The organism is Amycolatopsis rhabdoformis, from assembly GCF_035918295.1.
Lineage (GTDB): Bacteria > Actinomycetota > Actinomycetes > Mycobacteriales > Pseudonocardiaceae > Amycolatopsis > Amycolatopsis rhabdoformis.
In genome coordinates, this window is record NZ_CP142149.1 from 5,648,738 (window position 1) to 5,661,362 (window position 12,625).

Sequence of the window (12,625 nt, forward strand, 5' to 3'; positions counted from 1 at the left end):
TCGCGCATTGACTGTAACGTAAACCGAGGCATAATCGGCGCCATGCCGCCCGTGCCCCCGATGGACGTCCACGAAGCCCTCTACACCACCCGGATGATGCGGCGCCTGCATCCGGACGCGATCCCGCTCGACGTGCAGGCCCGCATCGTCGACGCCGCGATCCGCGCGCCCAACGGCGGCAACACCCAGCGCTGGCACTTCCTCGCCGTGGACGATCCGGACACCAAGGCCGAACTCGCCCCGATCTGGCGGCGCTGCCGCCAAAAGGAATACGAGGACATCGCGGCCGGCACGTTCGCGAAGCCGATCCACGACCTGGAAAACCACCGCACCACCATGCGGCAGATGGCCAAGTCCGGCGACTACCTCAGCGACCATTTCACCGAGATCCCGCTGCTGCTGTTCGTGTTCTCGATCGACAACCACGAAGGCGCCAACATCTACCCCGCCATCTGGAGCGCGTTGCTCGCCGCCCGTGCGGAAGGTGTCGGCGGGGTGCTCACCACGATGCTGCGCCTCGAAGCCGATCGGGTGATGAGCCTGCTCGAGGTGCCCGCGGACGAGGGCTGGGAGCTCACGGCCATGCTCGCCCTGGGATATCCGCGCGGCCGCTGGGGCGTGGCCGCGAACCGCCGGCCCGTGCACGAGGTGAGCAGCCGAAACCGCTGGGGCCGGGCCTTCGGGGTCACCGTCGCCGAACCACTGTGGAGCGACCAGCAGGTGAACACCCGCCCGCGGTGAGTTGCCGCGGTTCAGGGTCCGTCATTACAGTCGGGTGCGGTGACTGACCGCGCCGCCCGGAAGCCCGCCGGGTGACGCGGAACCGGCTCGGCGCGTGTGCACCACGGGCGGAAAAAGCCGACTACGCAGGGGAAGTCCGAGTCCAGTGCCCGATACCGAAGCCACCGCTCCCACCACCGCCCGCCGCGTCCCGCGGGGCTGGACGGCCACCGACACCCGCGCCGTGGACACCGTGCGCGTGCTGGCCGCCGATGCCGTCGAGAAGGCCGGCAGCGGCCACCCCGGCACCGCGATGAGCCTCGCGCCGCTGGCCTACACGCTGTTCCAGCGCCAGCTGCGCCACGACCCGGCCGACCCCGCGTGGCCGGCGCGCGACCGGTTCGTCCTGTCCGCCGGGCACTCCAGCCTCACGTTGTACATCCAGCTCTTCCTCGCCGGCTACGGCCTGGAAATCGACGACCTCGCCCGGCTGCGCACGTGGGGCTCGCGCACGCCGGGGCACCCCGAGCACGGCCACACGCCGGGCGTCGAGGTGACCACCGGCCCGCTCGGGCAGGGCCTGGCCAACGCGGTGGGCATGGCGATGGCGGCCCGCCGCGAACGTGGTCTGTTCGATCCCGAACCCGCGCCGGGGCGGAGCATCTTCGACCACTTCGTGTACGTGATCGCCTCCGACGGTGACATCGAAGAGGGCGTGACCTCCGAGGCGTCGTCGATCGCCGGGCGCCAGCAGCTGGCGAACCTGATCGTGTTCTACGACGACAACGACATCTCGATCGAAGACGACACGAACATCGCGTTGTCGGAGGACACCGACGCGCGCTACCGCGCCTACGGCTGGCACGTGCAGGTGGTGGAGGACGGCGAAGACGTCGCCGCGATCGAAGACGCCGTGGTGGCGGCGAAGGCCGACCCGCGCCCGTCCTACATCCGCGTGCGCACGGTGATCGGTTATCCCGCGCCCACCAAGATGAACACCGGCAAGATCCACGGCTCCGCGCTGGGTGCCGACGAGGTCGCGGCGGTGAAACGCGTGCTCGGCTTCGATCCCGAGCAGCACTTCGCGGTGGACGACGCCGTGCTCGCCCGCACCCGCGAGGCGCGCACGCGCGGCGAGGCCTGGCGCACCTCCTGGCAGCGCGACTACGACCTGTGGGCCGCGACGAACCCGGAGCGCCACGCCCTGCAGCAACGGCTCTCCACGCGCGCGCTGCCCGAAGGCTGGGACGCCGGGCTGCCGTCGTTCGAGATCGGCGGCCCCGAGGTCGCCACGCGCAAGGGGTCCGGCGCGTTCCTCGACGCGGTTTCCGGCGTCCTGCCCGAGCTGTGGGGCGGTTCGGCCGACCTCGCGGAGAGCAACAACTCCACGATGACCGGCGCCGATTCCTTCGGCCCGCTCGCGGCCGCCACGAAGATGTGGGCCGCCGAGCCGTACGGCCGCACGCTGCACTTCGGCATCCGCGAGCACGCCATGGGCTCGATCCTCAACGGCATCGCGCTGCACGGCGGCACCCGCCCGTACGGCGCCACCTACCTGGCGTTCAGCGACTACATGCGCCCGGCGGTGCGCCTGGCCGCGCTGATGGCGCTGCCGGTCGTGTACGTGTGGACCCACGATTCCATCGGCGTCGGCGGCGACGGGCCCACGCACCAGCCGATCGAGCACCTCTCGGCGCTGCGGGCGATTCCCGGCCTCGCCGTGGTGCGTCCCGGTGACGCGAACGAGGCCGTCGCCGCGTGGCGGGCCGCGATCGCGGACGGGCAGCACCCGACCGCACTGGCGCTGACCCGCCAGCCCGTGCCGGTGCTGCCGGGAACGTCGGCCGAAGGGGTCGCGCGCGGCGGGTACGTGCTGGCGGAGGCGTCGAACGGCACGCCCGAACTGATCCTGATCGGCACCGGTTCCGAGCTGCAGCTCGCCGTCGAAGCCCGGCTGCGGCTCGAGGCCGAAGGGGTGGCGACGCGCGTGGTGTCACTGCCGTCGTTCGAGTGGTTCGCCGCGCAGGACCAGGCTTATCGCGACGCGGTGCTGCCGCCGTCGGTGAAGGCGCGGGTGGCGGTCGAGGCCGGGATCGCGTTGCCCTGGTACGAGTTCGTGGGTGACGCCGGCGAGATCGTGTCGATCGAGCACTACGGCGCTTCGGCCGACTACGCGACGTTGTTCCGGGAGTTCGGATTCACTCCCGACGCCGTGGTGGCCGCGGCACACCGCACGCTCGCCGAGAGCCGAAGCTGATGCTCGCCGGCCGGGAATCGTCCGAGGAAAAAACGACGTCCCGGCCGGTTCCCTTCGGTCCGGGACCGGTTCGAAGGGATGGCTCGCATGGGAACCACGCACGCGATCACCGATCGGCTCGCGGCGTTGCTCGACGAAGAACACGAGCTGCGCACGCGCGCCATGCACCACGGCGGCGGCCTTTCGCGTGACGAGCAGTCGCGGTTGAGCAAGCTCGAGTCCGAATTGGACGCCGTGGTGCGGCTGCTGCAGCAGCGGCGGGCCTTGGAGGTCTTCGACGACGACGCTCGTTGACCCCGGCGTTCGGCAGCCGGGGTCAGCGAGCGGATGTTTACCGAGGCTCAGTGCGTCGGAGCGGCGAGGCCGTAGCGCTGCACGACGTCGTCGAGCCAGTCCGGTGTGCCGTACGTGAGGCCGTACCGGTCGGCCAGCCGCGCGAACTCGTCGGTCTCGTGCAGGTTCTCGGCCTCCCCCAGCTCGCCGTCGGCGTGCGCGAGCAGGAGCTCGCTCAGTTCACGGAAGTAGATCTCGAACCCGCCGGGCGTGATGACCTCGACGATCCGGCCGGGGGTGGTGCCGGCGTTCCACATCGCGTGCATCTCACCGCGCGGCTTGGTGATGTAGCCGCCGGGCCCGAGCACGACCTCGCTGTCGTCGGACCGGAAACCGATCTGCCCGGCGAGCACGATCGAGTGCTCGTCCTCGCGCGTGTGCCGGTGCGGCGCGGTGATCGAGCCGACCGCGAACGGGTGCTCGAGGATCGCGACCTCACCCCCGTTGTTCTGGTGCGTCAGCTTGAACACCGCACCGAAGCCCGGCAGTGCCACCCGGTCCGACTCGTCCCCCGGCTGCACCACTGCGACCTTCGTCCGGTTTTCCTCGCCCACCTGGTTTCCCCTCTTCCTCGTCCGTCCACGACGGACTCCACTCTCACAGGTCCAGCACCAGCTTGCGACCGCAAGCCCGGCTCACACACGGGAAGAACGTCTTCCCCGCCGCCCGCTCCGCCTTCGACAGCACGACGTCCCGGTGGTCCGGCGTACCTTCCAGCACTCGGGTCTCGCACGTGCCGCAGTAGCCTTCCTCGCAGTCGGACTCGAGGTCGACGCCGGCGTCGCGCATCGCCTGCAGCAGCGTGGTGTCCGCGTCGGCGACCACCGTGAGGCCGGACCGGCGCAGCTCGAGTTCCACCTCTTCGCCCGATTCGTCCACGTCGAGCGCGGCCGCGCCGAAGTGCTCGGTCTCACACCGCACGCCAGCCGCCTCGCAGACTTCCGTGACGGCGTCGAGCAGCCCGGCCGGGCCGCAGCAGTACACCGCCGCGGCCGTACTCCCGATCAGCTCCTTGAGGTCCGGCCGCGGTTCGAGCGCGGTGTCCACGAAGGACACCCGCTCGCCGCAGATCCGCGTGAGCTCGGCGCGGAAGGCCATCGTGGCCCCGCCGTGTCCGCAGTAGACCACCGAGAAGTCCGCTCCACGGCCGGCGAGCGCCCGCGCCATCGGCACCAGCGGCGTCACGCCGATGCCGCCGGCGATCAGGAGGTACGACTCGGCTTCGGCCAACGGGAAGTGGTTGCGCACGCGCTCGAGCACCAGCTCGCGCCCGATCAGCGCCGTGCCGTGGACCTCGGCCGAGCCGCCGCGCCCGGCGGCTTCGAGCCGCACGGCGATGTCGTAGTGCTCGCGCTCGGCCGGGTCGCCGCAGAGCGAGTACTGGCGGCCCAGGCCCGACGGCAGCTTCAGGTCCACGTGCGCGCCGGGCTCCCACTCGGGCAACGGGCTGCCATCCACACTGGACAGACGCAGCCCGACCACGCCCTCGGCTTCCCAGGTCACGCGGGTGACCCGGACCTTGAGGTTTTCAATAGAGGTCGAAGTACTCACGATGCTCCCAGTCGGTGACCGTACGCTCGAAGCGCGCGATCTCGGCTCGTTTGATCGCCGCGTAGTACGCCACGAACTGCTCCCCCAGCGCTCGCCGCAGCCCGGTGTCGGCCTCGAGCGCGTCGACGGCCGCGGCGAGGTTGGCGGGCAGGCGGCCGGCGTCGGCCGTGTACGGGTCGTCGGCCGAAGGCGGCAGCGGCAGCGCGGCCTCGATGCCGTTCAGGCCCGAGTGCAGCTGCGAAGCCAGATACAGGTACGGGTTCGCCGCCGATTCGCCGACGCGGTTCTCGATGTGCGTGGAGCCGTCCTCGGCCGAGCCGACGAGCCGGATCATCGCGCCGCGGTTGTCCCGCGCCCACGCGATGCGGTCCGGCGCCATCGAATACGGCTGGAACCGCTTGTAGCCGTTGATCGTCGGGTTCGCGAACACGCACGCGCCGCTCGCGTGCGCGAGCTGGCCCGCGATGAACTGCCGCCCCACGGCCGAGATTTCGCCCTCTCCGTCGGCCGGCACGAACACGTTGTGCCCACCGGCACCGACCAGGCTCTGGTGCAGGTGCCAGCCGCTCGACTTGCTGTCGGCGATCTGCGGCCGGCACATGAAGGTGGCGTGGTAGCCGTGGCGCCGGGCCACCTGCTTCACGCTGCTGCGCAGGAGCACCATGGCGTCGGCCGGCTCCAGGCCCGCCGCCGGGTCGAGCGTGACCTCCAGCTGGTTCGCACCGAGCTCCACCTCGATGCTGCGCAGCTCGATCCCCATCCGCTCCAGCACTTCCCGCAGGCGCCGCGTGGCCGGCTCGACCTCGTCGCCGAGGTTCTCGCTCAGCAGCTGGTTGCCCTGGTTGATCGGCTCGACCGGGGTCGGCGTGAGGCCGTGGCCGATGCCGTCGCCGTTGGGCGAGTGCCCGGCCCGGCGGTACAGGTGGAACTCGATCTCCAGCCCGGTCACGAAGGTGAACCCGGCGACGCTCGCGCGCTCCAGCGCCGTGCGCAACACGCCGCGGCTGCAGAACGGCACCTGCTCACCGTTGCCGAACCGCAGGTCGCACAGGATGCGCGCGGTGTCGGGCGCCCACGGCACGAGGTGGAACGTGGTCGGGTCCGGCACCATCACCACGTCGGCGGCGCCGGCCATCTCGGCCACGCCGAGGCCGCCGTCGGCGTTGAAGGCCGAGAACACCGTCTTTCCCGAGGTGTCCTTCGACAGCAGCGTGGACACGCAGGCGAGGCCACCACGGAACGCGCTCGCCAGCCCGCTCGCCGGGATCGTCTTGCCGTGCAGCACACCGTGTTGGTCCACAAAGGACACCCGGATCGTGCGCAGGCCCTCTTCGTCGACCCGGGCCAGAACGACTCTGGCCGCTTCCTGTTGTTCTTCGGTCCAGAGGCCGAACTTCTCGATGAACCCCATGGCGACGGCCCTCAGTCCCGGGTGCGGTCGTAGGCGTCGGCCGACTGCGACCGATCGGGTTCGAGCGCCGAGCCCGGCACGCCGGCCGGGCCCGTTGCCAGCGCGGCCTGCAGGTGCGCGGCCCACGGGCTCGCCTTGCGCAGATCGGCGATCGAGCTCGCCCAGTAGTCCTCCCACTCGCCGGTGGGGCCGATGCCGTCGAGCGGGATCGGGCCGCGGCTCTCGACGTCGGCGGTGTCCTTGAGCAGCAGGTCGGGGCTGGCGCCCTCGGCCACGGCGTCGATGGCCTGCAGCGCCATGCGGCGATAGGTCACGATGGCGCGGTCCGAGCGGCTGAGATGCTCGCGGCTGCGGTCGTAGATATAGCCCTGGCCCTCCACGGCCATCTGGTCGTGGACGTTGATGTCGCGCCCGAGCCCGGTGTAGGTCTGCGTGCGCTGCTCCTCGAAGTCGAAGCGGTAGTTGTTCGCGCGGTTGCGCACCGGTTTGTAGTCGGGCAGCGTGATGCCGTCGAGGCGCTGGGCGCGCATGGTTTCGGCGTCCACGGGCTCGTCGAGGCTGGTGAACATCGCGTACCAGTAGCAGGAGACGTCGTCGATCGGCACGTGCCACTGCGTGATCGCCATGGTGGAGCTCAGCGGGATCGTGATGCCGTGCGGGAACACCTGGTGCGTGATGCGCACGTGGGTGCTCGAGCCGTCGAGGCCGTCCTGGTCGAGGGTGCGCAGCGCGACGATCCGCTGGCCGTATTCGGTGCGGGCGTTGAGGATCTCGGGCCGGCCGTACTCGCGCAGGATCTTCGTCATCGGCAGGTTCGTGCCGAGTGACGCGCCGCGGAACTGCTTGCCGTAGCTGTCGCCGGTGTCCTCGTCCTCCTCGAAGCGGTGCAGGTAGGACGCGTGGGCCGGGTCGATGCCGACTTCCAGCGCCTGCAGCCAGTTGCAGTCGAGGTAGCCCTTGAACGCGAAGGTGTACTCGCGCGGCGCCACGAAGCAGTCGAGCGCGGGCAGGTTCGGCGGCTCGCCGGCACCGAGGTAGCCCCACACGATCCCGTTGCACTCGCGCACCGGGTACGCGCGGATCTTCACCTTGGCCTTGAGCTTGCTGTCCTCGGGTTCGGCCGGGGTGTCGAGGCAGGACCCGCCGCCGTTGAACAGCCAGCCGTGGAAGTAGCAGCGCAGGCCGCCGTCTTCCAGGCGGCCCAGGGAAAGGTCGGCGCCGCGGTGCGCGCAGCGGCGGTCGATGAGGCCGAGCGAGCCGTCCTCGTTGCGGAACAGCACGAGGTCTTCGCCGAGCACCCGCACCGGCACCACCGGGCGTTCGGTGTCGAGCTCCTCGGTGAGCGCCACGGGCTGCCAGTACAGCCGCATCCAGTCGCCGCCCGGAGTGCCGGGGCCGGTTTCGGTGATCTTCCGGTTGTCGTCCGCGCGCATCGCAGCGTTCTCCTCGCGACTTCGTCGTCCAGCGTGGTGGAAGCAGTCAGGATGTTCAATTAACGAACACTTGGTTCTGATGTGAGCACTGTAGGCAGCTGTGCTGCCTCGCGGCAAGGCCCAACGGGGCAGACGTGCTACATTTCGTGACAAGGTGTGCGTTAATCGAACGGAGCTGGTGAAGTGGCGAAGCTCAACGCGCGGGACGAAGCCCGGCGCGCGGCTCGTGAAGTGGACGGCACCAGCCGCTCGGACTACTCCGAAGCCCTCGAACGCGGCCTGCTCGTGCTCACCGCATTCGACCACACCGCCGAGCGGCTCACGCAGGCCCAGCTGGCCCGCAAGCTCGAACTCCCCCGCGCCACCGTGCGGCGTGCGCTGCTCACGTTGGCGCACCTGGGTTACGTGGTGACCGACGACAAGGCCTACCGGCTCGCCCCGAAGGTGCTCACGCTCGCGTCGGCGTACCTCACGACCAACCCCGTGAGCCAAGTACTGCAACCGGAGTGCGATCGGCTGGCCGAGCTGTTCGGCGCGTCGTGCACCGCCGCGGTGCTCGACGGGCCGTCCGCCGTGATGATCGCGCGGGCGCTGCCCCGCCACACGCTGCCGATCGGTGCGGGCCTCGGGTTCCAGGTGCCCGCCGCGCAGTCCGCGCTCGGGCTCGTGCTGCTCGGCGGCCTCGACGAGGAGCGCCGCCACCACCACCTCGTGACCCACGCCGGCCTCGACGAAGACGGGATCGCGGCCCTGGAGAAGAAGGTCACGGAGGTGGCCGAGGCGGGTTGCGCGTACGTCGCCAACGAGGTCGAGGCCGGTTTCCACTCGGCCGCCGTGCCGTTGCGGCGCTGGGACGGTACGCCGATCGCCGCGCTCAACGTCGGCACGAGCATCGAGCGGATCTCCGAGGCCGAGATGCGCGAGCGCGTGCTTCCGGTGCTGCGGGAGACCTCGGACGAGCTGCAGCCGCAGCTCGTGTGACCGCTCGACTGTCCACTTCGGACGTCCGAACAGCCGAAATGCCCCCGCCGGACGGATCCGGCGAGGGCACCCCACGGACGGGTCAGACCCGGGCGATCAGCTTGATCTCCACGAGCTGCTCGGGAAAGGCGAGCCGCGTCGTGCCGACCAGGGTGCTGGCGACCTGCGGGTCCTCCCGTCCGTAGGCCGCCTTGCGCACGGGACCCGCCACGGCGAAGGCGGCATCGATGTCGAGCACGTAGAGCACTTCCTCGACGACGTCGGCCAGCGTCGCGCCGTAGCGCTTCAGCAGCTCCGCGGCGTTCACGTACGAGCGGCGCATCTGCTCTTCCATGGCCGAGAAGTCCGTCACGGCACCGTTGGCGTCCACGGGCGCGGGCGCCACGAGCTGGTCGCCGTCGTTCGACAGCTGGCCGGACACGTAGATGGTGTCGCCGTGTCGCACGGCCTGGACGTAACCGTAGGCGCTTTCCCACGGGACCCCGAAGTTCTCCGTGGTCCGCTCGATCGGCTGGGTCATGGGGTTCTTGCCTTCCTGCCTCGTGATCAAGACCGAACACTACGAGCGCACGCACCCCCGTCACCAGCCGATCCGGTGCCAGATTGGGCAAGGATCGTGCCACCGCGAGTAACCTGACGGCAGGCCCCGCGATCCCGAGGAGTAGGCCGTTGTCCCCTGCGAAGCTGGTCGTGGCACTGCTGGCCGTCCCCCGCGTGATGGGGCTCGATTTCAGCATCCCGGCGCACATCCTCGGCGGGCACGACGGGTACCGCGTGCTCGTGTGCGGCACCGCCGGGCCCGCGGGTGCGCTGCTGGGCATCACGCCCACGCATTCACTGGCCGAGGTGCCGGAAGCCGACATCGTGGTCGTGCCCGGTTACGACGAGCCGGAAGCGCCGCTGCCCGAGGAGTACCTCGACACGATCCGCCTGGCCGCCGACCGCGGCGCCCGCGTGGTGGCGATCTGCACCGGCGCGTTCGCGCTCGCGGAGAGCGGCGTGCTCGAGGGCCGCAGCGCCACAACGCACTGGCGTTTCCTCGCCGCGTTCCGCGCGCAGTACCCGTCGGTGCGGGTGCTGGAGAACCAGCTGTTCGTGGAAGACGGAAAGATCCTCACCTCCGCCGGCGCCGGAGCCGGCATCGACGCGTGCCTGCACCTCATCCGCACCGACTTCGGCGAGGCCGCCGCCCACGAAGCCGGCAAGGAAGTGGTGGCCTCCCCCGCCCGCGGCGGCGCGCAGCCGCAGTACGTCGACGTGCTCACCGCGCCGCGCGCGAACCTGTCGGACACGCGCAGCTGGGTCATGGAACACATCGGTGATCCGATCACGGTCGGACGCATGGCCGAGCGCGCCAACCTGCCGCTTCGCACGTTCATCCGGCACTTCGAGCTGGAGACGGGCATGTCGCCGATGCGGTGGGTCGTGAGCCACCGCATCCTCAGCGCGCGGCGGCTGCTGGAAACCTCGGACTGGCCGGTGGAACGCATCGCGTCGGCCACCGGGTTCGGCACGGCGGCGAACTTCCGCACGCTCTTCCGGCGGGAGGTCGGGACCACGCCGACCGGGTACCGGAGGTTGCACGGGTCCGCCGTGCACTGAGCCGTTGCCGGTCAGGGCGTGGTTTTCGCCGCGGTGACCATGGTGGCCATCAGCTTCGCGGCGTCGCGGGTGCTGAGCCCGGCTTCGCGCACGAGGGAGCGCCAGGTGTCGAACGCGAGCGCGTGGCGCACCGCGGCGACCACGAACCGTTTGCGGCCGCGGGCCGGCGCCCAGCCGGTGGACAGCAGGGCGGTGGCGGCGTCGAGGAAGGCGCGGAACTCGTCGAAAGCGCGGTCGACGGCGGGCATGTCGGGAGCGTCGCGCAGCGAGTTCACCAGCATCGGCTCCACTTCTGCGTAGAAGCGGTAGAGCTGGTGCAGGGCGAGCGTGAGGCGCTCGGCGGGATCGTCGAGAGACCGCCACTGCTGCGGATCCGGCCAGGGGTGGTTGCCCCAGTAGTGCGCGGAGCAGGCGGCGAGCTGGTCGTCTTCGGTCGGGAAGTAGCGGTAGACGGTGTGGCGCTGCACGCCGGCCGCCTCGGCGATACCCGCGACGGTGGTGCGCGCCGGGCCGATCGACTCGTGCAGTGCCACGATCGCCTCGGTGATCCGGCGGCGCGTGTCCTCCATGGCGTCGGCGCGCCGGCTCATCCGGTAGGTCCGGGTCGCCTTGTCCGTCGCCATGCGTTCGCTCCTCGCCGTTGCCGATCAGGATATCGGCCGATTCTGTCGGGGGTGGGTGGCACCATGAGGGCATGTGGGGACGCAAGCGCAAACAGCCGCCGGTCGAGAACGAGGGTGCGGCCGCCTCGACGGTTGATGTCTCGCCGGTCGATGTTGCCTCGACGGTTGACGCCGGCTCGACGGTCGATCCGGCGGTGACTGCCGCCGAAGCCGAGGAATTCGCGCGGCCGCTCGTGCACGGCGGGTTCAGTACGCCGGAAGACATCGCGGTCGCGATCACGGAGTACTTCGACCCGGACGAGCAACCGGTGTCGCTCGACGAGGCGCGCGCGATCGTGGACCGGTTGTGGCGGGAGCGGCTGGCGGAGCAGCGCAGCTGGCCCGCCGTCACCGACGCGGATCGGGTGCTGGCGGCGTTCTCGGCGCTGTCGGGTTCCGGCGTGGTCGCCCGGCCCGACTTCACGTGCTGCCAGAACTGCGGCGTCACGGAGATCGGCGCGGAAGCCGCTCCGGGCGACCGGGGGTTCGTGTTCTTCCACCAGCAGGACACCGCCCGCATCACCGAGGGCGGCGAACTGATGCTGTCGTTCGGCCCCTTCTCGGGCTCGGGCACCGCGACGGCGCAGGTCGGGCAGACGGTGGTGGCGGCGTTGCGGGCTCAGGATCTGTCGGTGACGTGGGACGGGTCGCCGGACGAGCGGATCCGGGTGGCGGTGGACTGGCAGAAGCGACTGAGCTGACGCCGGCGAACGCGGTCGAGCAGCGCCGGTGTGCCGGGGTGCGCCCTCGCCTCTGTGCCGAGAGGTCGCCGGAGCGGCTCGCTTGAACCAGCACGGATGTCCACAATGGACCTATTCGTGGTCTGACGGCGCGGTGTTTTCCGGGAGCGTGCTCGGCGACTGAGGGTTTTCCGCCGGCGAATCTCCCTGCGGCAAGCCCTCCGACCCCGCGTCTCCCGGCGCTGCGCCCTCCGACAACGCGTTCTCCGACACCCCACCCGGCCCCGCCGGCAACGGCACGTTCGGGTCGAGCACGAACCCGCCCGCGCGGAGGGTGTCGTCGAGGATGTGCCAGGTCCAGCCGGCCAGGAGCGTCGCCAGGTCGGATTGGTCGAGGCCGCGGGGGTTCTCCAGCCAGCGCGCGGTGCTGGACTCGACCAGACCCACCAGGCCGAACGCGATCGTCTCGGCCACGCGGGTGTCGAGGGCGTACGCGGCGAGGTAGCGCTCGAACAAAACAGTGAGCTGGCGCGCGATGGCGGTTTTCACATCGGCGACCACGTCGTGGGTGCCGGGGCGGCCGGAGAGCGAGTGGCGCGTGAGGTAGTGGTAGAGGTGCGCGTGGTCGGCGAGCCAGCGGGTGTGGGCGCCGATCGCGCCGCGGATCATCTGCATCGGGGTGCCGGGCGGGTCCCACAACGGGGTGAACTCGGCGGTGATCAGCTCGCCCGCGCGGTCGGCGATGGCGCACTGCAGATCGGTGGCGTCGGCGAAGTGCTTGTACAGCCGCGTGCGCGCGACGCCGGCTTCTTCGGCGATCTGCTCGGTGGACACGTCCGGGCCGTGCCGGGCGATCGCGCGCAAACCGGCCTCGACGAACTCCCGGCGGCGGCGTTCGCGCTGGCCGGCCCAGCGCGCCGCCCGGCCGTCGGCCTTGGGGGAGGTGCGCGGGGGCGTCATCGGCCGGAAGTGTAGCGCTCTCCGAGTTGTCGGGT

13 protein-coding genes are annotated in these 12,625 nt (G+C 70.8%); 6 read left to right on the forward strand and 7 right to left on the reverse strand.

The window, feature by feature from the left end:
* Window positions 1-42 precede the first annotated feature (42 nt).
* The 3 genes from VSH64_RS26040 to VSH64_RS26050 all read left to right on the forward strand — a co-directional run bounded on the left by VSH64_RS26040 (window position 43) and on the right by VSH64_RS26050 (window position 3,271).
* Window positions 43-741: a nitroreductase family protein gene (locus VSH64_RS26040; protein WP_326565308.1), complete on the forward strand. Its 699-nt coding sequence runs from the start codon at window positions 43-45 to the stop codon at window positions 739-741.
* Between the two features lie 145 nt (window positions 742-886).
* Window positions 887-2,977, forward strand: coding sequence for a transketolase (gene tkt, locus VSH64_RS26045; protein WP_326565310.1), 2,091 nt, complete (start codon window positions 887-889; stop codon window positions 2,975-2,977).
* A gap of 87 nt (window positions 2,978-3,064) precedes the next feature.
* The gene (locus tag VSH64_RS26050; protein WP_326565311.1) at window positions 3,065-3,271 is read left to right on the forward strand and encodes a DUF2630 family protein; all 207 of its coding nucleotides are present in this window, start codon (window positions 3,065-3,067) and stop codon (window positions 3,269-3,271) included.
* 47 nt (window positions 3,272-3,318) lie between these two features.
* Here the strand turns inward: VSH64_RS26050 and VSH64_RS26055 are convergent, their stop codons facing one another.
* Genes VSH64_RS26055 through VSH64_RS26070 form a run of 4 tightly spaced genes read right to left on the reverse strand, consistent with a single transcriptional unit; the run spans window position 3,319 to window position 7,705 of the window.
* A complete protein-coding gene (locus VSH64_RS26055; RefSeq protein ID WP_326565312.1) occupies window positions 3,319-3,864 on the reverse strand; it encodes a cupin domain-containing protein in 546 nt (181 codons plus the stop codon).
* A 43-nt stretch (window positions 3,865-3,907) separates the two neighbouring features.
* The gene (locus VSH64_RS26060; protein ID WP_326565313.1) at window positions 3,908-4,861 is read right to left on the reverse strand and encodes a PDR/VanB family oxidoreductase; all 954 of its coding nucleotides are present in this window, start codon (window positions 4,859-4,861) and stop codon (window positions 3,908-3,910) included.
* Window positions 4,839-6,272 carry a glutamine synthetase family protein gene (locus VSH64_RS26065; RefSeq protein ID WP_326565314.1) on the reverse strand — a complete coding sequence of 478 codons (1,434 nt, stop codon included), beginning with the start codon at window positions 6,270-6,272 and terminating at the stop codon, window positions 4,839-4,841. Before VSH64_RS26065 ends, VSH64_RS26060 begins: the two co-directional genes overlap by 23 nt.
* A gap of 11 nt (window positions 6,273-6,283) precedes the next feature.
* Window positions 6,284-7,705 carry an aromatic ring-hydroxylating dioxygenase subunit alpha gene (locus tag VSH64_RS26070; protein WP_326565315.1) on the reverse strand — a complete coding sequence of 474 codons (1,422 nt, stop codon included), beginning with the start codon at window positions 7,703-7,705 and terminating at the stop codon, window positions 6,284-6,286.
* 183 nt (window positions 7,706-7,888) lie between these two features.
* Between VSH64_RS26070 and VSH64_RS26075 the strand changes: the two genes are divergently transcribed.
* On the forward strand, window positions 7,889-8,686 hold the full coding sequence (locus tag VSH64_RS26075; protein ID WP_326565316.1) for an IclR family transcriptional regulator domain-containing protein: 798 nt from the start codon (window positions 7,889-7,891) through the stop codon (window positions 8,684-8,686).
* Window positions 8,687-8,768: 82 nt separating this feature from the next.
* Here the strand turns inward: VSH64_RS26075 and VSH64_RS26080 are convergent, their stop codons facing one another.
* Window positions 8,769-9,236: a Rid family hydrolase gene (locus VSH64_RS26080; protein WP_326565317.1), complete on the reverse strand. Its 468-nt coding sequence runs from the start codon at window positions 9,234-9,236 to the stop codon at window positions 8,769-8,771.
* Between the two features lie 119 nt (window positions 9,237-9,355).
* Between VSH64_RS26080 and VSH64_RS26085 the strand changes: the two genes are divergently transcribed.
* A complete protein-coding gene (locus VSH64_RS26085) occupies window positions 9,356-10,288 on the forward strand; it encodes a GlxA family transcriptional regulator (RefSeq protein WP_326565318.1) in 933 nt (310 codons plus the stop codon).
* Between the two features lie 11 nt (window positions 10,289-10,299).
* On the opposite strand, the gene VSH64_RS26090 is transcribed toward VSH64_RS26085, so the two are convergent.
* A complete protein-coding gene (locus VSH64_RS26090) occupies window positions 10,300-10,911 on the reverse strand; it encodes a TetR/AcrR family transcriptional regulator (protein WP_326565319.1) in 612 nt (203 codons plus the stop codon).
* Window positions 10,912-10,982: 71 nt separating this feature from the next.
* On the opposite strand from VSH64_RS26090, the gene VSH64_RS26095 reads away from it, so the two are divergent.
* Window positions 10,983-11,651 carry a DUF6891 domain-containing protein gene (locus tag VSH64_RS26095; protein ID WP_326565320.1) on the forward strand — a complete coding sequence of 223 codons (669 nt, stop codon included), beginning with the start codon at window positions 10,983-10,985 and terminating at the stop codon, window positions 11,649-11,651.
* Window positions 11,652-11,762: 111 nt separating this feature from the next.
* On the opposite strand, the gene VSH64_RS26100 is transcribed toward VSH64_RS26095, so the two are convergent.
* On the reverse strand, window positions 11,763-12,590 hold the full coding sequence (locus VSH64_RS26100; RefSeq protein ID WP_326565321.1) for a TetR/AcrR family transcriptional regulator: 828 nt from the start codon (window positions 12,588-12,590) through the stop codon (window positions 11,763-11,765).
* Window positions 12,591-12,625: the final 35 nt, after the last annotated feature.

Excerpts from the sequence above, each read along its gene's own strand:
- VSH64_RS26040 (WP_326565308.1), top strand. The coding sequence starts at position 43 with ATGCCGCCCGTGCCCCCGATGGACGTCCACGAAGCCCTCTACACCACC.
- VSH64_RS26050 (WP_326565311.1), top strand. The coding sequence starts at position 3,065 with ATGGGAACCACGCACGCGATCACCGATCGGCTCGCGGCGTTGCTCGAC.
- VSH64_RS26065 (WP_326565314.1), bottom strand. The coding sequence starts at position 6,272 with ATGGGGTTCATCGAGAAGTTCGGCCTCTGGACCGAAGAACAACAGGAA.
- VSH64_RS26070 (WP_326565315.1), bottom strand. The coding sequence starts at position 7,705 with ATGCGCGCGGACGACAACCGGAAGATCACCGAAACCGGCCCCGGCACT.
- VSH64_RS26090 (WP_326565319.1), bottom strand. The coding sequence starts at position 10,911 with ATGGCGACGGACAAGGCGACCCGGACCTACCGGATGAGCCGGCGCGCC.
- VSH64_RS26095 (WP_326565320.1), top strand. The coding sequence starts at position 10,983 with ATGTGGGGACGCAAGCGCAAACAGCCGCCGGTCGAGAACGAGGGTGCG.
- VSH64_RS26100 (WP_326565321.1), bottom strand. The coding sequence starts at position 12,590 with ATGACGCCCCCGCGCACCTCCCCCAAGGCCGACGGCCGGGCGGCGCGC.